A 20854-nucleotide genomic window follows, 5' to 3' on the forward strand; every position below is an offset into this window, starting at 1 on the left:
AGAGAACCCGAACATGTACAAACTCGAAGTTCAGGACCTGCACAAGCGCTACGGCAGCCATGAGGTGATCAAGGGCGTGTCGATGGCGGCCAAGGCCGGCGACGTGATCAGCATCATCGGCTCCAGTGGCTCGGGCAAGAGCACCTTCCTGCGCTGCCTGAACCTGCTGGAGCAGCCGCATGCGGGCAAGATTCTGCTCAACGGTGAAGAGCTGAAGCTGGTGCCGGCCAAGGACGATTCGTTGCGCGCCGCCGATGCCAGGCAGTTGCAGCGCATGCGCTCGCGCCTGGCCATGGTGTTCCAGCACTTCAACCTGTGGTCGCACATGAGCGCTCTGGAGAATGTCATGGAGGCGCCGGTGCATGTGCTCGGCGTGAGCAAGGCCGAGGCCCGCGACAAGGCCGAGCACTACCTGGCCAAGGTTGGCGTGGCGCATCGCAAGGATGCCTACCCGGCGCACATGAGCGGTGGCGAGCAGCAGCGCGTGGCCATTGCCCGTGCTCTGGCGATGGAGCCGGAGGTGATGCTGTTCGACGAGCCGACTTCGGCACTCGACCCGGAGTTGGTCGGAGAAGTGCTCAAGGTGATGCAGGACCTGGCCACCGAAGGCCGCACCATGGTGGTGGTGACCCACGAGATGGGGTTTGCCCGCGAGGTGTCGAATCAGCTGGTGTTCCTGCACAAGGGGTTGGTGGAAGAGCGCGGTTGCCCGAAGGAAGTGCTGGCCAATCCGCAATCCGAGCGGCTCAAGCAGTTCCTTTCCGGTAGTCTCAAATAATAAGAAGCTAGACTGCGCACTGAACCGGTGCACAGCGGACCTTGAACAGACACTAATGACCCCCCATCGAATTGGCTTTTTGTACTGGCCTGGCACCAAGGCTTTGACTCTGTCTCTGGCGGAGGAGGCCCTGCGCGTCGCCCAGCGGGTGCATCCGGAAGTGGTGTACGAGCTGGTGTTTCTTCAGGCCGAGCCGCTGGCGGCCGGTGACTGGCGTCTGCCGGGCGAGCCCTGGGCCGGGCATCTGGACGGGCTGGACAAGCTGTTCCTGCTTGCCGATGCGCCACCAGCGCAGGTGTCCGCCGGCCTCGCGGCTGCACTCAAGCAGCAGGTGCGTAGCGGTTGCGTGATTGGCGGGCTGTCTGCCGGGGTCTATCCGCTGGCCCAGCTTGGTTTGCTCGATGGCTATCGCGCCGCGGTGCACTGGCGTTGGCAGGATGATTTCTCCGAGCGCTTCCCCAAGGTCATCGCCACCAGCCATCTGTTCGACTGGGATCGTGATCGCCTGACCGCCTGCGGCGGCATGGCCGTGCTCGATCTGCTGCTGGCGCTGCTGGCGCGCGACCACGGTGCCGAACTGGCTGGTGCGGTGAGCGAGGAACTGGTGGTCGAACGCATTCGCGAGGGCGGTGAGCGTCAGCGCATTCCGTTGCAGAATCGCCTGGGCTCCAGCCACCCGAAGCTGACCCAGGCCGTGCTGCTGATGGAGGCCAATATCGAGGAGCCGCTGACCACCGACGAGATCGCCCAGCACGTGTGCGTGTCGCGTCGGCAGCTGGAGCGCATCTTCAAGCAGTATCTCAATCGTGTGCCCAGCCAGTACTACCTAGAGCTGCGCCTGAACAAGGCGCGCCAATTGCTGATGCAGACCAGCAAGTCGATCATCCAGATTGGCCTGTCCTGCGGGTTCTCCTCGGGGCCGCACTTCTCCAGCGCCTACCGCAACTTCTTCGGCGCCACGCCGCGCGATGACCGCAATCAGCGCCGCAGCAACAGCCCCTTCGAGCTGACCTCCAGCCCCGTCGAGCGCGGTTGATTCGTCTCGTAGGAGCGAGCTGTAGCCCGGATGAAATCCGGGATATCTGACGTCGATCCCGGATTTCATCCGGGCTACGCAAGCGAGCGTTTCGATACCGACCGGTCAAGCTGCGGAGATTTTTCCCTGCGGCGTGTTCCGGGCGCTGATCTGCGATTAAACTGCGCCTTTCCGACGCTTTCTGTCGCTTGGACGAAAACCCGCGGAAAACCTGGGGTGGCGCTGTAAGAAGTTGTCGCATGGCGACAATGCCGGCCCTGATTCAGTCCCTACAATCCTTGCATTCCCAGTCGTTTCGGGCGTTTCGCCGCCTGCCTGCGACCGGTATTTCTCATCAGGAGAGCTTTGATGTCCGTTCAGCACGATGCGGTGCAACGCGCCGACTTCGACCAGTTCATGGTCCCCAACTACGCCCCTGCTGCCTTCGTCCCTGTGCGCGGCCTGGGTTCGCGAGTCTGGGATCAGAGCGGCCGAGAGCTGATCGACTTCGCCGGCGGCATCGCCGTCAACGTGCTGGGCCACTGCCACCCGGCGCTGGTTGCGGCGCTGACCGAGCAGGCCAATACCCTGTGGCACATCTCCAACGTCTTCACCAACGAGCCGACCCTGCGCCTGGGCAAGAAGCTGGTCGAGGCGACCTTCGCCGAGCGCGTGTTCTTCTGCAACTCTGGCGCCGAGGCCAACGAGGCCGCGTTCAAGCTGGCGCGTCGCGTCGCCCATGACCGTTTCGGCGCGGAGAAGCATGAGATCATCGCAGCCACCAACAGCTTCCACGGTCGCACCCTGTTCACCGTCAGCGTCGGTGGCCAGCCGAAGTACTCCGACGGTTTCGGGCCGAAGATCCAGGGCATCACCCACGTGCCGTACAACGATCTGGAAGCGCTGAAAGCGGCCATTTCCGACAAGACCTGCGCCGTGGTGCTGGAGCCGATTCAGGGCGAGGGCGGTGTGCTGCCGGCGGACAAGGCCTACCTGGAAGGCGCTCGCGAGCTGTGCAATGCGCACAACGCGCTGCTGGTGTTCGACGAGGTGCAGAGCGGCATGGGCCGTACCGGCGAGCTGTTCGCCTATATGAACTACGGCGTGGTGCCGGACATTCTCTCCAGCGCCAAGAGCCTGGGCGGCGGTTTCCCCATCGCGGCGATGCTCACCACCACCGAGCTGGCCAAGCATTTCGCGCCGGGCACCCACGGCACCACTTATGGCGGCAACCCGCTGGCCTGCGCGGTCGGTGAGGCGGTGCTGGACATCGTCAACACCCGTCAGACGCTGGATGGCGTCAAGGCCAGGAGCGAACAGTTCAAGACACGTCTGCTGGCGCTGGGCAAGCAGTACGGCCTGTTCGAGCAGGTGCGTGGCATGGGCCTGCTGCTCGGCTGCGTGCTCAATGCCGAGTGGGTGGGCAAGGCCAAGCAGGTGCTCGATGCGGCCACGGCCGAAGGCCTGATGATTCTGCAGGCCGGCCCGGACGTGGTGCGTTTCGCCCCGAGCCTGGTGGTCGACGAGGCCGATATCGAAGAGGGCCTGGCCCGTTTCGAGCGTGCGCTGGGCAAACTGACGACGGCCTGAGTCTTCGTTGACATGCTTTGGGAGGGGCTTTAGCCGCGACAATCGCCGCTGAAGCGTTTCCCGCGGCTGTCCGCCCGACCCTGACTACGAATCTTGCAGCTTCCGTGTTTAGAAGGAGTGACCCATGCTGGTGATGCGCCCTGCGCAAATGGCGGACCTGGCGGATGTGCAGCGACTGGCTGCCGACAGTCCGGTGGGGGTCACTTCATTGCCGGACGATGCAGGCCGGTTGGGCGACAAGATCGCCGCATCGGAGGCATCCTTCGCCGCCGAAGTCAGTTTCAATGGTGAGGAAAGCTACTTCTTCGTCCTCGAGGACACCGACAGCGGTCGACTGGTCGGCTGTTCCGGCATCGTCGCCTCGGCTGGCTATTCCGAGCCCTTCTACAGCTTTCGCAACGAAACCTTCGTGCACAACTCGCGCGAGCTGAAGATCCACAACAAGATTCACGTGCTGTCGCTATGTCACGACCTGACCGGCAACAGCCTGCTCACCAGTTTTTACGTCGAGCGCCCGCTGGTCAGCAGCGTATTCGCCGAACTCAATTCTCGCGGACGCCTGCTGTTCATGGCCGGGCATCCGGAGCGTTTTGCCGATGCGGTGGTGGTGGAGATCGTCGGCCACAGCGACGAGAGCGGCGATTCACCATTCTGGGATTCGGTGGGGCGCAACTTCTTCGACATGACCTACGCCGAGGCAGAGCGCCTGTGCGGCCTCAAGAGCCGCACCTTCCTTGCCGAGCTGATGCCGCATTACCCGATCTACGTGCCGCTGCTCTCCGACGAGGCGCAGGAGGCCATGGGGCAGGTGCATCCGCGGGCGCAGATCACCTTCGACATCCTCATGCGCGAAGGCTTCGAGACCGATCACTACATCGATATCTTCGACGGTGGCCCGACCCTGCATGCGCGCACCTCGGGCATTCGCAGCATTGCGCAGAGCCGCCTGGTGCCGGTGAAAATCGGCGAGGCCGAGGCCGGTGGTCGCCAGTATCTGGTCAGCAACGGCCAGCTGCAGGACTTCCGCGCCGTCGTCGTCGACCTCGACTGGGTGCCGGGCAAGCCTGTCACCCTGAACGCAGCGACCGCCGAAGTGCTCGGCGTGGGCGAGGGCGGCAGTGTTCGCCTGGTGGCGGTTTGAATCGAAGCGGCAGTCCCAGGCTGTAAGCCAGCCTGGCTTCTGACTTGTAGCTTGGCGCTTGAAGCCAATAGCTGATCCGGAGGATCCAATGATTGTTCGTCCCGTGCGCAGCGCCGACTTGCCGGCCCTGATCGACCTGGCTCGCAGTACCGGCGCCGGCCTGACCACGCTGCCGGCCAACGAGGAGCGCCTGGCGCATCGGGTCGGCTGGGCGGAAAAGGCCTTTCGCGGCGAGGCCGAGCGTGCCGATGCCGACTACCTGTTCGTACTCGAGGACGATGCCGGCAAGGTAGTGGGCATTTCTGCGGTGGCCGGTGCCGTCGGTCTGCGTGAGCCCTGGTACAACTACCGCGTCGGCCTGACCGTCAGTGCTTCGCAGGAACTGAACATCCATCGCCAGGTGCCGACGCTGTTCATGGCCAACGACCTGACCGGCAATTCCGAGTTGTGCTCGCTGTTCCTGCACGCCGATCACCGCAGCGGCCTCAATGGTCGATTGCTGTCGAAGGCGCGCCTTCTGTTCATCGCCGAGTTTCGCGAGCTGTTCGGCGACAAGGTCATCGCCGAGATGCGCGGCATGTCGGACGAGCGTGGGAGTTCGCCGTTCTGGGAGAGCCTCGGCCGGCATTTCTTCAAGATGGAATTCTCTCAGGCCGACTACCTCACTGGTGTTGGCAACAAGGCCTTCATCGCCGAGCTGATGCCCAAGTTTCCGCTTTACACCTGCTTTCTCTCCGAAGATGCGCGGGCCGTGATCGGTCGTGTGCACCCGGATACCGAGCCAGCACTGGCCATGCTCAAGGCCGAGGGTTTCAGTTATCAGGGCTACGTCGATATCTTCGACGCGGGCCCGGCCATCGAGGCGCAAACCGCGAAGATCCGTGCCGTGCGTGACAGCCAGAACCTGGTCCTGGCCATCGGCACGCCAGGCGACGACGCCGAGCAGTTCCTGGTGCACAACCGCAAGCGTCAGGACTGCCGCATTACCGCCGCGCCGGCGCGCCTGGCGGCCGGCACCCTGGTGGTCGATCCGCTGACCGCCAAGCGTCTGCGCCTTTGGGCAGGTGATCAGGTGCGCGCGGTGCCGCTGGCGGCACACGGCTGAGTTATGGGTTTGTGCGGCGGCCCACGCAGGCCGCTGGAAAATGCTGGGAGTGGTAGAACAAGATGAACACTCATTACATCGCAGGTCAGTGGCAGTCCGGTCAGGGCGAGCCGCTGCAATCGCTCGATCCGGTCAGCCAAGCCGTGCTCTGGCAGGGCCAGGGCGCCACTGCTGCGCAGGTCGACGCTGCCGTTGCTGCTGCGCGCGGCGCGTTCTCGCTGTGGGCAGCGCATTCGCTGGACGGCCGCATCGCCGTGCTGGAGCGCTTCGCCGCCTGCCTGAAAACGCGTGCCGACGAAGTGGCGCGGGCGATCGGTGAAGAGACCGGCAAACCACTGTGGGAAGCTGCCACCGAAGTGAACAGCATGGTGGGCAAGGTCGCCATTTCCATCCAGAGCTACCGCGAGCGCACCGGCGAGAAGAGCGGCCCGCTGGGCGACGCCACCGCCGTGCTGCGGCATAAACCACATGGCGTGGTGGCGGTGTTCGGTCCCTACAACTTCCCCGGTCACCTGCCCAACGGGCATATCGTACCGGCCCTGCTGGCCGGTAACTGCGTGCTGTTCAAACCCAGCGAGCTGACGCCCAAGGTGGCCGAGCTGACCGTGCAATGCTGGATCGAGGCCGGGCTGCCCGAAGGCGTGCTCAGCCTGCTGCAGGGTGGCCGCGATACCGGCGTGGCCCTGGCCGGTCACTCCGGTATCGACGGGCTGTTCTTCACCGGCTCCAGCCGCACCGGCAACCTGCTGCATGCGCAGTTCGCCGGCCGTCCGGACAAGATCCTGGCGTTGGAGATGGGCGGCAACAACCCGCTGATCGTCGATGAGGTGGCCGATGTCGACGCCGCGGTCTACACCATCGTGCAGTCTGCATTCATTTCTGCCGGCCAACGCTGCACCTGCGCGCGTCGTCTGCTGGTGCCGCAAGGCGAGTGGGGTGACGCCCTGCTGGCGCGCCTGGTGCAGGTTGCCGCGCAGATCAAGGTGGGTCGCTTCGACGAGCAGCCAGCGCCGTTCATGGGCTCGGTGATTTCCCTGCAGGCCGCCGCGCAGCTGATGCAGGCGCAGCAGAACCTGCTGGCTGGTGGCGCCACGGCGCTGCTGGCGATGACCCAACCGCAATCGGGCGCCGCGTTGCTTACGCCCGGCATCCTCGATGTCACGGCGGTTGCCGAGCGTGCTGACGAGGAGCTCTTCGGGCCGCTGCTGCAGGTGATCCGCTACGAAAGCTTCGAGTCCGCCATCGCCGAAGCCAATGCCACCGCTTACGGCCTTGCCGCGGGGCTGCTGTCCGACTCACGCGCGCGCTTCGAGCAATTCTGGCTGCATAGCCGCGCCGGCATCGTCAACTGGAACAAGCAGCTCACCGGGGCCGCCAGCACTGCACCCTTCGGCGGTATCGGCGCCTCGGGCAACCATCGCGCCAGTGCCTACTACGCGGCGGATTATTGTGCCTACCCGGTGGCCGGGCTGGAGAGCGAAAGCCTGGCCCTCCCCGCGACCCTGACCCCGGGAGTGACCCTGTGATGGCCGCCTATGAAATGAACTTTGACGGCCTGGTCGGGCCGACGCACAACTACGGTGGGTTGTCCTACGGCAACGTCGCCTCGCAGAGCAACAGCCAGGTCGTGTCCAGCCCTCAAGAAGCAGCCAAGCAGGGCCTGGCGAAGATGAAGGCGCTGATGGACATGGGCTTCAAGCAGGGCGTACTGGCCCCGCAGGAGCGCCCGGATGTCGCTGCGTTGCGCCGTTTGGGCTTCACCGGCTGCGATGTCGAGGTGATCCAGCGCGCTGCGCATGAGGCCATGCCCCTTTTGGTGGCGAGCTGCTCGGCATCGAGCATGTGGACGGCCAATTCCTGCACTGTCAGCCCCAGTGCCGACACGGCGGACGGGCGCGTGCACTTCACCGCCGCCAACCTCAACTGCAAATTCCACCGCAGCATCGAGCACCCGACCACCAGCCGCGTATTGCAGGCGATGTTCGCCAACCAGGCACATTTTGCCCATCACCCGGCGCTACCGGCCGTGGCGCAGTTCGGCGACGAGGGCGCGGCCAATCACACGCGCTTCTGCAAGGGTTATGGCGATGCGGGGGTCGAGTTCTTCGTCTATGGGCGCAGCGCCTTCGATACCCGTTACCCGGCGCCGGCACGCTATCCCGCGCGGCAGACTCTGGAGGCCAGCCAGGCCGTGGCGCGCCTGCATGGGCTGAGCGAGGCCGGCGTGGTCTATGCCCAGCAGAATCCGGCGGTGATCGATCAGGGTGTGTTCCACAACGACGTGATCGCCGTGGGCAACGGCGAGGTGCTGTTCTATCACCAGGACGCCTTCCTCGATACCGGCAAGGTCCTGGCGGAGCTGGGCGACAAGCTGGCGCGGCGTGGCGGCAACTTCCAGGCCGTGTGCGTGCCCAGTGCTGCCGTCAGCGTGCAGGATGCGGTGCGTTCCTACCTGTTCAACAGCCAGCTGCTGACCCGAGCCGACGGCAGCATGCTGCTGATCGTGCCGGAAGAGTGCCGCAACAACGCCAGCGTCTGGCGCTACCTGCAGCAACTGACTGCCAGCGGCGGGCCGATCCGCGAGGTGCGTGTATTCGACCTCAAGCAGAGCATGCAGAACGGTGGCGGCCCGGCCTGTCTGCGCCTGCGCGTGGCGCTCAACGAACAGGAACTGGCGGCGGTCAATCCGGGCGTGGTGATGAGCGATGCGTTGCACGATACCCTGGTGGCCTGGGTCGACAAGCACTACCGCGACCGCCTGAGCGAAGCCGACCTGGCCGATCCGCAATTGCTGATCGAATCGCGCACGGCATTGGATGAACTGACGCAGATCCTTATACTGGGCTCGGTCTATCCTTTCCAACTGAACTGACCCACAGGGTGGATGTCGCTTGTTACATCCACCTCAGAACTCTCCCGGAGATTTTATGAGCGATGCGCTGCAACTGATTCTTGAAGATAACGACGGCACCCAACTGGAAACCTCCTGCAGCCGCTTCGCCGTGGTATGGCAGGGCAAGGAGTTGTGGGTCCAGGCCGTTGGCGATCAGTTGCTGATCGGTGTCGACGTGGAGGAGGGCGATACCGAGTACGCCAACCTGCTGCTGCGTCCGCAGGCCACCAACCTGGTCAGCCTGCAACTGGAGATGGAATCGGCGCTCGCCGATGACGACGATGATCATGTCCATGGCCCGGACTGCAATCATTAAGCCCTGAGGAGTATCCGATGCTTGCCCTCGGCAAACTGCTTGAACTGACCCTGGCCGGCCATGAGCCGTCGGCGAAGATTCAACTGACGCCCGATGGTACGCGTCTGCGCTGGCTGGACGAAGGCGCGCTGGAGGTGACCCCGCCTGCGGCGCGCGACAATGGCCTTGACCTGCTGCTGTCGGCCGGCATCCACGGCAACGAAACCGCGCCGATCGAATTGCTCGACCGTCTGCTGCGCGGCATCGCGCGGGGCGAGCTGCATCCTGCGGCGCGCATCCTCTTTCTGTTTGGCAACCCCGAGGCCATGCGCCGTGGCGAGCGTTACCTCGAGCAGGACCTCAATCGCCTGTTCAGCGGGCGTCACGAGCAGTCCAGCGGCTTCGAGGCCATCCGCGCCTGCGATCTGGAGCACCTAGCCGTCAATTTCTTCGGCAAGGACACCGGCCGCACGCGTCTGCACTACGACCTGCATACCGCAATCCGCGCCTCCAGGATCGAGCAGTTCGCTCTCTATCCGTGGCAAGAGGCACGCGCGCATTCTCGTCGTGAACTGGAGCGCCTGCGCGCTGCCGGTATTGAGGCGGTGTTGCTGCAGAACAAGGCGTCGACCACATTCAGTGCCTACACCTACGCGCAGCTCGGTGCCGAAGCCTTTACCCTGGAGCTGGGCAAGGCCCGTGCCTTCGGACAGAACGAGCTGGTCAACCTCGACCTGCTGGAGAACGCCCTGCATGCGCTGATCGAAGGTCGCGAGGTGATCAGCGGCGAGCCGACGCTCGATGGTATGCAACTGTTCGCGGTATCGCGCGAGGTCATCAAGCACAGCGACAGTTTTCAGCTGCACCTGCCGACGGATATCGAAAACTTCACTGAGCTGGAGCCTGGCTATCTGCTCGCCGAGGATATCGCCGATACCCGCTGGATCGTCGAAGAGCAGGGCGCGCGTATCATCTTTCCCAACCCCAAGGTCAAGAACGGCCTGCGCGCCGCCATCCTGATCGTCCCCGCCGACGGTGCCGGCCTGGCGTAGCCCGGATGTAATCCGTGGCCGATTTTTCCTGCCGGCCGAGTAACGACGGGGCTCGTGTGGGAGCGGACTTGTCCGCGAATGGGGTGGAGAAGAAACATCGCGGCCAAGGCCGCTCCCACAGTTTCGTCGCTCGGATCAAACCGGGGGTTCCCTGCCCCTTGCCCCGGACGCAATCCTCCCGGTTTTTCCATCCGGCCAAGTAACGACGGGGCGCTTGTGGGAGCGGACTTGTCCGCGAATGGGGTGGAGAAAAACATCGCGGCCAAGGCCGCTCCCACGGTTTCGTCGCTCGGATCAAACCGAGGGTTCCCGGCCCCTTGCCCCGGACGCAATCCTCGGCCGGTTTTCCATCTGCCCAAGTAACGACGGGGCGCTTGTGGGAGCCGACTTGTCCGCGAATGGATGTAGAAGAAACATCGCGGCCAAGGCCGCTCCCACAGCTTCATCGCTCGGATCAAACCGGGGGTTCCCGCCCCTTGCCCTGGACGCAATCCTCGGCCGGTTTTCCATCCGGCCAAGTAACGACGGGGCGCTTGTGGGAGCGGACTTGTCCGCGAATGGCGCGGAGTAGAAACATCGCGGCCAAGGCCGCTCCCACAGTTTCGTCGCTCGGATCAAACCGAGGGTTCCCGGCCCCTTGCCCCGGATTGCATCCGGGCTACCCGCTGAAGCGCCTCCCAGGCTAATCCGCTTTTTCACCTTCAACTGTACCTTTCACCGCCCGAACGAGCGCTTTAGCATGGACCTTTCGCCAAAAAAACGGAAAGCCAGCCATGCCCCTGATCGACCTGCGTAGCGACACCGTCACCCAACCTACCGCCGCCATGCGCGAAGCCATGATGGCCGCCGAGCTGGGCGACGATGTGTACGGCGAAGACCCCACAGTGAACCGTTTGGAGTCCTGGCTGGCGGCCGAGCTAGGCTTCGAGGCGGCGCTGTTCGTGCCCACCGGTACCATGAGCAATCTGCTCGGTCTGATGGCGCATTGCGAGCGCGGTGACGAATATATCGTCGGGCAGCAGGCGCACACCTACAAATACGAGGGTGGCGGCGCCGCCGTGCTCGGCTCCATCCAGCCGCAGCCGATCGACGGCGAGGCCGATGGTTCGCTGGACCTGGCCAAGGTCGAGGCGGCGATCAAGCAGGACGACTTCCACTTCGCTCGCACCCGTCTGCTGGCACTGGAAAACACCATGCAGGGCAAAGTGCTGCCCCTCGAGTATCTGGCGGCTGCACGGGAATTTACCCGCCGCCGCGGCCTTAGCCTGCATCTCGATGGTGCACGCCTGTACAACGCAGCGGTCAAGCTGGGTGTGCCGGCACGCGAGATCACCCGGCATTTCGATTCGGTCTCGGTATGCCTGTCCAAAGGGCTTGGTGCACCGGTCGGTTCGGTACTCTGTGGCAGTGCGGAATTGATCGCCAAGGCGCGGCGTCTGCGCAAGATGGTCGGCGGTGGCATGCGCCAGGCCGGCGTACTGGCGGCGGCGGGGTTGCATGCACTGCAGCATCAGGTAGAACGCCTGGCCGAGGATCACGCCAACGCGGAGCGCCTGGGCGCAGCATTGACCGAACTGGGCTACAGCGTCGAGCCGGTACAGACCAATATGGTCTATGTGCAGCTTGGCGAGCGTGCCGGGCAGATCAAGGCCTTCATGGCCGAGCGCGGCATCGCCGTCAGCGCCGCGCCACGTCTGCGTCTGGTCACCCATCTGGACGTCAGCGCCAAGCAAATCGAGCAGGTGATCGAGGCCTTTGCCGCTTTTCGCTCGCTTTGAGTCGTAACCGCAGCGCCCGATAGGCGCTTGCTATCAACAAGGCACTAGCCGCGCGCGGTGGGGCCGATATAATGCGGCCCTTTGCAGACTGCGTGAAAACTGCTGCGCTCGGTCATGCTGCGTTAAAACCGGCTCAGAATGCTCATTTACAACTCGTAAACTCGTTTGCGAGCCCAGTGCGTTCTTCTCCGATTTTTGCCTTGCCTGACCTTCGCTCGCTACGTTTTCACTTTGTCTGCTTCGCCGGCTTTGCCGTGGCCGCCTGATTCCGTGGATATCCCTATGAAAAGCGCAGAAATCCGTGAAGCCTTCCTGAGCTTCTTCGAAGAAAAAGGGCACACCCGTGTCGCTTCCAGCTCGCTGATCCCGGCGAACGACCCGACCCTGCTGTTCACCAACGCAGGCATGAACCAGTTCAAGGACTGCTTCCTGGGCCTGGAAAAGCGCGCCTATACCCGCGCCACCACCAGCCAGAAGTGCGTGCGTGCCGGCGGCAAGCACAACGACCTGGAAAACGTCGGCTACACCGCGCGCCACCATACCTTCTTCGAAATGCTGGGCAACTTCAGCTTCGGCGACTATTTCAAGCGTGATGCCATCCATTACGCCTGGGAGTTTCTGACCTCCGACAAGTGGCTGAACCTGCCCAAGGAAAAGCTTTGGGTCACCGTCTACGCCACCGATGACGAGGCTTACGACATCTGGACCAAGGAAGTCGGAATCCCCAGCGAGCGCATGATCCGCATCGACGACAACAAGGGTGCGCCGTACGCCTCCGACAACTTCTGGGCAATGGGCGATACCGGCCCGTGCGGCCCGTGCACCGAGATCTTCTTCGATCACGGCGAGCACATCTGGGGCGGCCCACCCGGCAGCCCGGAAGAGGACGGCGATCGCTACATCGAGATCTGGAACAATGTGTTCATGCAGTTCAACCGCACCGCGGATGGCGTCATGCACCCGCTGCCGGCGCCGAGCGTGGATACCGGCATGGGTCTGGAGCGCATCAGCGCCGTGCTGCAGCACGTTAACTCGAACTACGAGATCGACCTGTTCCAGAACCTGCTGAACGCCGCGGCCAAGGCCATTGGCTGCAGCAACGAAGGCCAGGCTTCGCTGAAGGTGGTGGCCGACCATATTCGCTCGTGCAGCTTCCTGATCGCCGACGGCGTGACCCCGTCCAACGAAGGCCGTGGCTACGTGCTGCGCCGCATCGTGCGCCGTGCCTGCCGTCACGGCAACAAGCTGGGCGCCAAGGGCAGCTTCTTCTACCAGATCGTCGCCGCCCTGGTGGCCGAAATGGGCGAAGCCTTTCCCGAACTCAAGCAACAGCAGGCGCACATCGAGCGCGTGCTGAAGACCGAGGAAGAGCAGTTCGCCAAGACCCTGGAGCAGGGCCTGAAGATTCTCGAGCAGGATCTGGCTGGCCTGCAGGGCAAGGTCATCCCGGGCGATGTGGTGTTCAAGCTGTACGACACCTATGGCTTCCCGGTCGACCTGACCGCCGATATTGCCCGCGAGCGTGAGCTGTCGGTGGACGAAGAGGGCTTCGAGCGTGAAATGGAGGCGCAGCGCGAGCGCGCCCGTTCCGCCAGCGCCTTCGGCATGGATTACAACGCCCTGGTCAAGGTCGACGCCGACACCCACTTCCTCGGCTACGAGGGCACCAGCGGCAGCGGCAAGATCATCGCCCTGTTCAAGGCCGGCGCCGCGGTCGACAGCCTTGCTGAAGGCGAAGAGGGCGTGGTGGTGCTGGATCAGACCCCGTTCTACGCCGAGTCCGGTGGCCAGATCGGTGACTGCGGTTACCTCGAAGGCGCTGGCGTGCGCTTTGACGTGCGTGACACCACCAAGGCTGGCGGCGCCTTCCTGCACCATGGCGTGGTGGCCAAGGGCGGTCTCAGTGTCGGCACCAGTGTTAAGGCCGAGGTCGATGCCGAAGTGCGCCAGGCCACTGCGCTTAACCACTCGGCGACCCACCTGCTGCACGAAGCCCTGCGCATCGTGCTCGGTGACCACGTGCAGCAGAAGGGCTCGCTGGTCAACAGCCAGCGCCTGCGTTTCGACTTCAGCCACTTCGAGGCGATCAAGCCCGAGCAGATCAAGCAGCTCGAGGACATCGTCAACCGCGTAGTGCGCGAGAACACGGCGGTCGAGACCGAGCTTACCGATATCGAAACCGCCAAGGCCAAAGGCGCCATGGCGCTGTTCGGCGAAAAGTATGGCGATGAGGTGCGTGTGCTGAGCATGGGCGGCGACTTCTCCGTCGAGCTTTGCGGCGGTACCCACGTGGCCCGTACCGGCGACATCGGCCTTTTCAAGATCGTCAGCGAGGGCGGCGTCGCGGCAGGTGTGCGTCGTATCGAGGCAGTCACCGGTGCTGCTGCGCTGGCGTACCTCAATGGTGCAGAAGAGCAGCTCAAGGAAGCCGCCTCTCTGGTCAAGGGCAGCCGTGACAACGTACTCGACAAGCTGTCGGCGCTGATCGAGCGTAACCGCCAGCTGGAAAAAGAGTTGGAGCAGCTCAAGGCCAAGGCCGCCAGCGCCGCGGGTAACGATCTGGCCGGCTCGGCGGTGGACGTGAAGGGCACCAAGGTGCTGGCTGCACGTCTCGATGGCCTGGACGGCAAGGCACTGCTGGCGCTGGTCGACCAGTTGAAGAACAAGCTGGGCAGTGCGGTGATCCTGCTCGGCGGCGTGTTCGAAGAGAAGGTCGTGCTGGTCGCTGGCGTGACTCAGGACCTGACCGCCAAGCTCAAGGCGGGTGACCTGATGCGTCAGGCCGCGGCGACCGTGGGCGGCAAGGGCGGTGGTCGCCCGGACATGGCCCAGGGTGGCGGCGTCGATGCCGGCAAACTGGATGAGGCCCTGGCCCTGGCCGCGACTCTGGTCGAACAGGCTTCGTAGATAGCGTGAAAGCGGGGCCCGCAGTGCGTCCAGCGGGCCTTGGCAGTGTGACCCGATGCGGGTTTAATGGGCGCCCTTGAGGAATCAGGTGGCTTTTTGAAATGGCTTTGATCGTACAGAAGTTTGGGGGCACCTCCGTCGGCACCGTCGAGCGTATCGCGCAGGTAGCCGAGAAGGTTAAGAAGTTCCGCGAGAAGGGTGACGACATCGTTGTCGTGGTTTCCGCCATGAGTGGCGAAACCAACCGCCTGATCGATCTGGCCAAACAGATCACCGACGGCGAGCCGGTTCCGCGTGAGCTGGACGTGATGGTGTCCACCGGTGAGCAGGTGACCATCGCCCTGTTGGCCATGGCACTGATCAAACGTGGTGTGCCGGCGGTTTCCTACACCGGCAACCAGGTGCGCATCCTCACCGACAGCGCCTTCAACAAGGCGCGCATTCTGCAGATCGATGACCAGAAGATTCGTGCCGACCTCAAGGCTGGTCGTGTCGTCGTCGTCGCCGGCTTCCAGGGCGTCGACGAGCACGGCAGCATCACCACCCTCGGTCGTGGCGGTTCCGATACCACCGGCGTGGCCCTGGCTGCGGCGCTGAAAGCCGACGAATGCCAGATCTATACCGATGTCGACGGCGTCTACACCACCGACCCGCGCGTGGTGCCCAAGGCCCAGCGTCTGGAGAAAATCACCTTCGAAGAGATGCTGGAAATGGCCAGCCTCGGTTCCAAGGTGCTGCAGATTCGCTCGGTGGAATTCGCCGGCAAGTACAACGTCCCGCTGCGCGTTCTGCACAGCTTCCAGGAGGGGCCGGGCACCCTCATTACCCTTGATGAAGAGGAATCCATGGAACAGCCGATCATTTCCGGCATCGCTTTCAACCGCGACGAAGCCAAGCTGACCATCCGTGGGGTGCCGGATATCCCCGGCATCGCCTTCAAGATTCTTGGTCCGATCAGCGCTGCCAACATCGAAGTGGACATGATCGTGCAGAACGTCTCGCACGATAACACCACCGATTTCACCTTCACCGTGCACCGCAACGACTACAACAACGCCCTGGGCGTGTTGCAGAAGACCGCGGACGAACTCGGCGCCCGTGAGGTGGTAGGTGATACCGACATCGCCAAGGTTTCGATCGTCGGTGTCGGCATGCGTTCCCATGCCGGTGTTGCCAGCCGTATGTTCGAAGCTCTGGCCAAGGAGACCATCAACATCCAGATGATCTCCACCTCCGAGATCAAGGTGTCGGTGGTGATCGAGGAGAAGTACCTGGAGCTGGCGGTGCGCGCTCTGCATACTGCTTTCGAGCTCGATGCTCCGGCCCGACAGGGTGAGTGATTGATCTGATCCGAAAGGCGCGGCTGGTTCCGCGCCTTTCGTTTTTTTGACCGATTCGCGGGAACTTTCTTTCTGCGCGGGCTGGTCAATACTTGGGTGGAGGCTTTCAGGCTTATTTTAGCAGGAAGCCGGCACCATTTTCTTTTTGCAGACTGTTGTCCTGAAAAAATGTAATCCGTGAAGGAGAAAGGAATGCTGATTCTGACTCGCCGGGTCGGAGAGACCCTGATGGTCGGTGATGATGTGACTGTCACCGTGTTGGGCGTGAAAGGTAACCAGGTGCGTATTGGCGTCAATGCGCCGAAAGAGGTTGCCGTACACCGTGAGGAAATCTACCAGCGCATCCAGAAAGAGAAGGGTGACGAACCAAGCCACTAATTTTTCTACAAATTTTTGTTTGCAAACGGGGAAAACATGTTTATCATGCGCCCCGTGTTGCGGAGAGGTGGCCGAGTGGCCGAAGGCGCTCCCCTGCTAAGGGAGTACACCTCAAAAGGGTGTCGGGGGTTCGAATCCCCCCTTCTCCGCCATTATTCAGCGAGTCGGGCGTAAGTCGGGCTGGCGAATCAACCAGAGGTGATCTGGTATAAAAGCACCACTAAGCGGACTCATAGCTCAGCTGGATAGAGTACTCGGCTACGAACCGAGCGGTCGGAGGTTCGAATCCTCCTGAGTCCGCCATATTCAAATGGCTTGCATCGCTGCAAGCCATTTTGTTTCAACCAGCGGTGATCTGGTCTAAAAGCACCAAGGGTCGCGAAAGGCTTGATGGCCTCGAGCGGTCTGCAACGGACTCATAGCTCAGCTGGATAGAGTACTCGGCTACGAACCGAGCGGTCGGAGGTTCGAATCCTCCTGAGTCCGCCATATTCAATGGCACTGCAGCGATGCAAGGTCATGTTTCAACCAGCGGTGATCTGGTCTAAAAGCACCAAGGGTCGCGAAGGGCTTGATGGCCTCGAGCGGTCTGCAACGGACTCATAGCTCAGCTGGATAGAGTACTCGGCTACGAACCGAGCGGTCGGAGGTTCGAATCCTCCTGAGTCCGCCATACCGAAAGGGCCTGCAGCAATGCAGGCCCTTTTTCTTTGCGTGTCATTTCTTCACGCAGCCGGCTTCGTCGAAGCTGACCTGCCGGCTGTTGCCGCCCTTGCGCTTTTCGCGATAGTGATAACGCTCCTGCCCATTGCTGGCGGTGACTCTGTCCGGTTTGCCCAGGCTGCTTTCCACGTCGCTGCGGCTCATGCCTACACGAATTTCCTTGCGAATGATCGCCTGGCGCCTCTCGCTGCTGCTCAGCAGGTTGCCGCAGCCATCGTCCTGCTGGCCGACGATCACCAGTTCGCCGGAGTTTGCGTTCGTCGTCGCCTGACGCTTGCCGGGGTTGGCCAGCGGGATGGGTTTGCCGCTGCTGGGCGTATAGTTGCGCGCATCCTGCAGATGCTGTTCCTGATCGCTGGTGCAGCCGTGCCGGGTGAAGGTGACATGGCCGTCAGCATCCACGCAGCGGAACACGCTGGCGGCCGAGCTGTCTTCAATAGGGGAGAGTAGCGCAGCGGCGAATAGCGCTGCCAAGTGCCGTCCTCGCATAGGTCGTCCTCCATGACGTTACACATTTCAGGTTAGATCGTTTTTTCGCTCACGCCAGAGTGTCTTGGCATTGAAGGCTGGCGTCGCATAGCCAGGTTTTCATGCGGGATTGAAGTTTGCGATGCAAGCGATTGTTCTTGCCGCGCTTTTGTCACGTACAAAGCTGTTTCGCGGTGTTATCATTCGCCGCGTCAGCCCCGCCGGGGCTTGTGGAATACCACCATGGACTTACCCAGTAGTTACTCAATACTCCCCTCGCACAATCGTGTAAGACCTGATTGATCCCCTTTGGCGTGCCCGCCAGCTGGGGGTGGAGCGCGCTATGACTGAAGTAGAAGCCAAAAAGCCGCAAGAGAGCCTGCAGGATCGCCTGGCCCAGGTGATCGAACTGCTGCATCGGCACAAGCTGGTCGAAGACCTGACCCATCGTCAGGAAGGCCAGCATCACGACCGTGTCGAAAACCTGGTCCACCGGCAGAATCTCGCCGAGCTGCAGCGCAAGCTCGATGATCTGCACCCCGCGGATATCGCCCACATCCTCGAAGCCCTGCCGCTGGATGAGCGTCTGACCGTCTGGCAACTGGTCAAGGCCGAGCGCGACGGCGACATCCTGCTGGAAGTCTCTGACGCGGTACGGGAAACGCTGATCGCCGACATGGACGATCACGAGATTCTTGCCGCAGCCAAGGATCTGGACGCCGACGAACTCGCCGACCTGGCGCCGGAGCTGCCGCGCGACGTCGTTCATGAGCTGATGGAATCGCTCGACGCGCAGCAGCGCGAGCGCGTGCGTTCGGCGCTGTCCTACGAGGAGGATCAGGTCGGTGCGCTGATGGACTTCGAGATGGTCACCATCCGCGAAGACGTCAGCCTGGAAGTGGTGTTGCGTTACCTGCGCCGTCTCAAGGAATTGCCGGGGCACACCGACAAGCTGTTCGTGGTCGATTATGACGGCGTGCTAAAGGGCGTGCTGCCGATCAAGCGCTTGCTGGTCAACGATCCGGATAAGCAGGTCGGCGAGGTCATGGCCGACGATCCGGTAAGCTTCCACCCCGACGAGGACGGCTACGACGCTGCGCAGGCGTTCGAGCGTTACGACCTTATCTCGGCGCCGGTGGTGGACAAGAACGGCAAGCTGATCGGCCGTCTGACCATCGACGAGATGGTCGACCTGATCCGTGAGGAAAGCGAAAGCGAAGTGCTGAACATGGCCGGTCTGCGCGAGGAGGAAGATATCTTCGCCTCGGTGTGGAAGTCGGTACGCAACCGCTGGGCCTGGCTGGCGATCAATCTGGTCACGGCGTTCCTCGCCTCGCGGGTGATCGGCCTGTTCGAAGACTCGATCGAAAAACTCGTGGCGCTGGCGGCGCTGATGCCTATCGTTGCCGGTATCGGCGGCAATTCCGGCAACCAGACCATCACCATGATCGTGCGCGCCATGGCGCTGGATCAGGTCAGCACCGGCAATACCAAGCGCCTGCTGCGCAAGGAGCTAGGGGTTTCGTTGATCAACGGCATCCTCTGGGGCGGGGTGATCGGGGCCGTCGCCTATGGACTTTACGGCAGCTGGTCGCTGGGCGTGGTGATGACTGCAGCGATGACCCTCAACCTGTTGCTGGCAGCGCTGATGGGGGTGCTGATCCCCATGACCCTGGCGCGCCTGGGGCGCGACCCAGCCATGGGGGCCAGTGTGATGATCACCGCCATGACCGACAGCGGCGGCTTTTTCATCTTCCTGGGGCTGGCGTCGATCTTCCTGATGTAATCAGTTCATCAGCTCGACCAGCCGCCAGGTATCGAGAAAGGCCGTGACCCGGGTGATCCGGCCATTCTCCAGTTGCATGTGCCAGGAGTAGCTGTTTTCGTAGCGACCGCCGTCCCTGGCGGTCGCCTGACCATCCCAATGCACGACCACGTAAGGCCCCTGCGCCACGATCTGGCGCACGGTGGGGACGATGGGCGTGGCCAGTTTGTCGGTGATGGGTTTGACTGCATCTTCCATGAACGCCTCGCGCGTGCGGTAAGTCCCGGAGTACGGGCTGCTGCCGGCCACGACCCAGACGGCATCATCGGCCAGCAACTGGAAGATGCCGCCTTTTCCGGCGCGCCAATCATCGAAGGCTTTCTGAATCAGGGCCTGATTGGCCGCGGTGTTGTCAGTTGCCCAGGTCGGCAGGCAGAGCGATACGCTGAGCAGTAGCGCGGCGACAGCTTTTTGCATGTTCATAAGCTTCTTTTCCTTGGCTGGTGGGTTGTCTTACTCGTCAGTTGGAGTGCTCTTGCGGCGCAGCACCATGCCGCCGTGGTAGAGCACGTCGTCGATGAACTCACCGTCAGCGGTAAAGCCGGTGTCGTCGACATAATCGATGTGGTTGCCAGTGACTCGGTAGCTGCCCTGGTAGGCGCTTTCGCGGTTCCCGCGTGCCTCGTCATAACGGCCGTTGGCCAATAGCTCATGACGGACATGGCCATCGTCCGTTACCCACATGCCCACGTAGGGATGTGGGCTTTCCGCTTCCGCGCTTGCCGCGCCGGGTAGCAGGGCGCCGCTGATCAGCAGCGCCGCAAGGCTGTTCTTCGCTGGCATATTCACCTCCATCAATAAGGGCTGGCGGTCGGGCGCACGATGACTTCACTGACATCGACATCGTCGGGCTGCTCGACCGCATAGGCCACGGCGCGGGCAATGGCGTCCGGTGTGATGGCGATACGGCGGAACGCCCTCATCGCATCGCGGGCGCTGGCGTCGGTGATGCTGTCGGCTAGCTCGGACTCGACCACGCCCGGGCAGATGGTGGTGACGCGGATGCGCTCGTTTTCCTGGCGCAGGCCCTCGGAAATGGCCCAGACCGCGTATTTGGTAGCGCAATACACCGCGGCGGTCGGTGATACGGCATGGGCGCCGATGGAGGCGATATTGATCACTTGGCCACGCCCGCGTTGTTCCATGCCCGGCAGCACGGCGGCGATGCCATGCAGCACGCCGCGTACGTTGACATCGATCATGCGGTTCCACTCGTCCACCTTCAGGGCGTTGAGCGGTGACAGTGGCATGACCCCGGCGTTGTTGATGATCACGTCAACGGGGCCGTGGTGTGCCTCTGCGTGCTCCACGAAGGCCTGCATGTCATGCAGTTGGCTGACATCGAGGGTACGGCGCGAGGCCTGTTGACCCTGGGCCTGCAGTTCTTCTACCAGTGCCTGCAGGCGTTCGATGCGGCGAGCACCGAGGACCACCTGGTGGCCCTGGCTGGCGAGGTGTCTGGCGATGGCTTCGCCGATGCCGCTGCTGGCTCCGGTAATGAGGATGACTTTGCTCATGTCGGTCTCCACTTGGGTTATGGAGATTCCATGCTAGGCACGTGGGCGC

At 62.8% G+C, this 20854-nt stretch carries 18 protein-coding genes and 4 tRNA genes; 18 read left to right on the top strand and 4 right to left on the bottom strand.

Translation table 11 applies throughout. The annotated features are described in order from the left end of the window. Window positions 1-13: 13 nt before the first annotated feature. From P3C50_RS01645 to P3C50_RS01725, 17 genes are all read left to right on the top strand, one after another. A complete protein-coding gene (locus tag P3C50_RS01645) occupies window positions 14-778 on the top strand; it encodes an ABC transporter ATP-binding protein (RefSeq protein ID WP_275545328.1) in 765 nt (254 codons plus the stop codon). Between the two features lie 55 nt (window positions 779-833). Further along, on the top strand, window positions 834-1814 hold the full coding sequence (gene argR, locus P3C50_RS01650) for a transcriptional regulator ArgR (RefSeq protein ID WP_197855868.1): 981 nt from the start codon (window positions 834-836) through the stop codon (window positions 1812-1814). Between the two features lie 348 nt (window positions 1815-2162). Beyond that, window positions 2163-3383, top strand: coding sequence for an aspartate aminotransferase family protein (locus P3C50_RS01655; RefSeq protein WP_275544639.1), 1221 nt, complete (start codon window positions 2163-2165; stop codon window positions 3381-3383). A gap of 124 nt (window positions 3384-3507) precedes the next feature. Beyond that, window positions 3508-4524, top strand: coding sequence for an arginine/ornithine succinyltransferase subunit alpha (gene aruF, locus P3C50_RS01660; protein ID WP_197855866.1), 1017 nt, complete (start codon window positions 3508-3510; stop codon window positions 4522-4524). An 88-nt stretch (window positions 4525-4612) separates the two neighbouring features. Then, window positions 4613-5629 carry an arginine N-succinyltransferase gene (astA, locus tag P3C50_RS01665; protein WP_275544640.1) on the top strand — a complete coding sequence of 339 codons (1017 nt, stop codon included), beginning with the start codon at window positions 4613-4615 and terminating at the stop codon, window positions 5627-5629. A gap of 62 nt (window positions 5630-5691) precedes the next feature. Then, window positions 5692-7155, top strand: a complete 1464-nt coding sequence (gene astD / locus P3C50_RS01670; protein WP_275544641.1) for a succinylglutamate-semialdehyde dehydrogenase — start codon at window positions 5692-5694, stop codon at window positions 7153-7155. Continuing rightward, window positions 7155-8501, top strand: coding sequence for an N-succinylarginine dihydrolase (gene astB, locus P3C50_RS01675; RefSeq protein ID WP_275544642.1), 1347 nt, complete (start codon window positions 7155-7157; stop codon window positions 8499-8501). Before astD ends, astB begins: the two co-directional genes overlap by 1 nt. A 55-nt stretch (window positions 8502-8556) precedes the next feature. Next, on the top strand, window positions 8557-8838 hold the full coding sequence (locus P3C50_RS01680) for a topoisomerase II (RefSeq protein WP_197855862.1): 282 nt from the start codon (window positions 8557-8559) through the stop codon (window positions 8836-8838). A gap of 17 nt (window positions 8839-8855) precedes the next feature. Continuing rightward, window positions 8856-9869, top strand: a complete 1014-nt coding sequence (gene astE / locus P3C50_RS01685; RefSeq protein WP_275544643.1) for a succinylglutamate desuccinylase — start codon at window positions 8856-8858, stop codon at window positions 9867-9869. A gap of 773 nt (window positions 9870-10642) precedes the next feature. Then, window positions 10643-11647 (top strand): low-specificity L-threonine aldolase, encoded by a 1005-nt coding sequence (gene ltaE / locus P3C50_RS01690; protein WP_275544644.1) that lies wholly within the window; start codon window positions 10643-10645, stop codon window positions 11645-11647. A gap of 282 nt (window positions 11648-11929) precedes the next feature. Then, entirely contained in the window at window positions 11930-14554 is a 2625-nt protein-coding gene (alaS, locus tag P3C50_RS01695) for an alanine--tRNA ligase (protein ID WP_275544645.1), read from the top strand. Window positions 14555-14655: 101 nt separating this feature from the next. Beyond that, window positions 14656-15894: an aspartate kinase gene (locus P3C50_RS01700; protein WP_275544646.1), complete on the top strand. Its 1239-nt coding sequence runs from the start codon at window positions 14656-14658 to the stop codon at window positions 15892-15894. A 192-nt stretch (window positions 15895-16086) separates the two neighbouring features. Continuing rightward, window positions 16087-16272 carry a carbon storage regulator CsrA gene (csrA, locus tag P3C50_RS01705; protein WP_003244478.1) on the top strand — a complete coding sequence of 62 codons (186 nt, stop codon included), beginning with the start codon at window positions 16087-16089 and terminating at the stop codon, window positions 16270-16272. A gap of 61 nt (window positions 16273-16333) precedes the next feature. Next, a tRNA-Ser gene (locus P3C50_RS01710) sits at window positions 16334-16424 on the top strand. Window positions 16425-16498: 74 nt separating this feature from the next. After that, window positions 16499-16575: transfer RNA gene (locus tag P3C50_RS01715), tRNA-Arg, on the top strand. A 109-nt stretch (window positions 16576-16684) separates the two neighbouring features. Beyond that, a tRNA-Arg gene (locus P3C50_RS01720) sits at window positions 16685-16761 on the top strand. A gap of 107 nt (window positions 16762-16868) precedes the next feature. Continuing rightward, window positions 16869-16945, top strand: a tRNA-Arg gene (locus tag P3C50_RS01725). 44 nt (window positions 16946-16989) lie between these two features. On the opposite strand, the gene P3C50_RS01730 is transcribed toward P3C50_RS01725, so the two are convergent. Further along, complete coding sequence (locus P3C50_RS01730; RefSeq protein WP_275544648.1) at window positions 16990-17484, bottom strand: DUF4124 domain-containing protein; 495 nt, start codon at window positions 17482-17484, stop codon at window positions 16990-16992. Window positions 17485-17806: 322 nt separating this feature from the next. Here P3C50_RS01730 and mgtE point away from each other — a divergent pair, with 322 nt between their 5' ends. Then, window positions 17807-19249, top strand: a complete 1443-nt coding sequence (mgtE, locus tag P3C50_RS01735) for a magnesium transporter (protein ID WP_197858125.1) — start codon at window positions 17807-17809, stop codon at window positions 19247-19249. Here mgtE and P3C50_RS01740 read toward each other — a convergent pair whose 3' ends face one another. From P3C50_RS01740 to P3C50_RS01750, 3 genes are read right to left on the bottom strand one after another with little or no spacing between them, the layout of a single operon-like run. Beyond that, window positions 19250-19711 carry a nuclear transport factor 2 family protein gene (locus tag P3C50_RS01740; RefSeq protein ID WP_275544649.1) on the bottom strand — a complete coding sequence of 154 codons (462 nt, stop codon included), beginning with the start codon at window positions 19709-19711 and terminating at the stop codon, window positions 19250-19252. A 30-nt stretch (window positions 19712-19741) separates the two neighbouring features. Beyond that, window positions 19742-20071 carry an Atu4866 domain-containing protein gene (locus P3C50_RS01745; RefSeq protein ID WP_275544650.1) on the bottom strand — a complete coding sequence of 110 codons (330 nt, stop codon included), beginning with the start codon at window positions 20069-20071 and terminating at the stop codon, window positions 19742-19744. A gap of 11 nt (window positions 20072-20082) precedes the next feature. After that, entirely contained in the window at window positions 20083-20805 is a 723-nt protein-coding gene (locus tag P3C50_RS01750; protein WP_275544651.1) for an SDR family oxidoreductase, read from the bottom strand. Window positions 20806-20854: the final 49 nt, after the last annotated feature.

The organism is Pseudomonas sp. Marseille-Q0931 (genome assembly GCF_940789645.1).
In the GTDB taxonomy this organism is placed as follows: Bacteria; Pseudomonadota; Gammaproteobacteria; order Pseudomonadales; family Pseudomonadaceae; genus Aquipseudomonas.

Bases quoted from the DNA above. Each gene is read 5' to 3' on its own strand.
- P3C50_RS01680 (WP_197855862.1), top strand. From the start codon at position 8,557: ATGAGCGATGCGCTGCAACTGATTCTTGAAGATAACGACGGCACCCAA.
- mgtE (WP_197858125.1), top strand. From the start codon at position 17,807: ATGACTGAAGTAGAAGCCAAAAAGCCGCAAGAGAGCCTGCAGGATCGC.
- argR (WP_197855868.1), top strand. From the start codon at position 834: ATGACCCCCCATCGAATTGGCTTTTTGTACTGGCCTGGCACCAAGGCT.
- astE (WP_275544643.1), top strand. From the start codon at position 8,856: ATGCTTGCCCTCGGCAAACTGCTTGAACTGACCCTGGCCGGCCATGAG.
- aruF (WP_197855866.1), top strand. From the start codon at position 3,508: ATGCTGGTGATGCGCCCTGCGCAAATGGCGGACCTGGCGGATGTGCAG.
- P3C50_RS01745 (WP_275544650.1), bottom strand. From the start codon at position 20,071: ATGCCAGCGAAGAACAGCCTTGCGGCGCTGCTGATCAGCGGCGCCCTG.
- P3C50_RS01700 (WP_275544646.1), top strand. From the start codon at position 14,656: ATGGCTTTGATCGTACAGAAGTTTGGGGGCACCTCCGTCGGCACCGTC.
- astB (WP_275544642.1), top strand. From the start codon at position 7,155: ATGGCCGCCTATGAAATGAACTTTGACGGCCTGGTCGGGCCGACGCAC.
- P3C50_RS01750 (WP_275544651.1), bottom strand. From the start codon at position 20,805: ATGAGCAAAGTCATCCTCATTACCGGAGCCAGCAGCGGCATCGGCGAA.
- P3C50_RS01645 (WP_275545328.1), top strand. From the start codon at position 14: ATGTACAAACTCGAAGTTCAGGACCTGCACAAGCGCTACGGCAGCCAT.
- P3C50_RS01730 (WP_275544648.1), bottom strand. From the start codon at position 17,484: ATGCGAGGACGGCACTTGGCAGCGCTATTCGCCGCTGCGCTACTCTCC.
- P3C50_RS01655 (WP_275544639.1), top strand. From the start codon at position 2,163: ATGTCCGTTCAGCACGATGCGGTGCAACGCGCCGACTTCGACCAGTTC.
- P3C50_RS01740 (WP_275544649.1), bottom strand. From the start codon at position 19,711: ATGAACATGCAAAAAGCTGTCGCCGCGCTACTGCTCAGCGTATCGCTC.
- astD (WP_275544641.1), top strand. From the start codon at position 5,692: ATGAACACTCATTACATCGCAGGTCAGTGGCAGTCCGGTCAGGGCGAG.
- ltaE (WP_275544644.1), top strand. From the start codon at position 10,643: ATGCCCCTGATCGACCTGCGTAGCGACACCGTCACCCAACCTACCGCC.
- alaS (WP_275544645.1), top strand. From the start codon at position 11,930: ATGAAAAGCGCAGAAATCCGTGAAGCCTTCCTGAGCTTCTTCGAAGAA.
- csrA (WP_003244478.1), top strand. From the start codon at position 16,087: ATGCTGATTCTGACTCGCCGGGTCGGAGAGACCCTGATGGTCGGTGAT.
- astA (WP_275544640.1), top strand. From the start codon at position 4,613: ATGATTGTTCGTCCCGTGCGCAGCGCCGACTTGCCGGCCCTGATCGAC.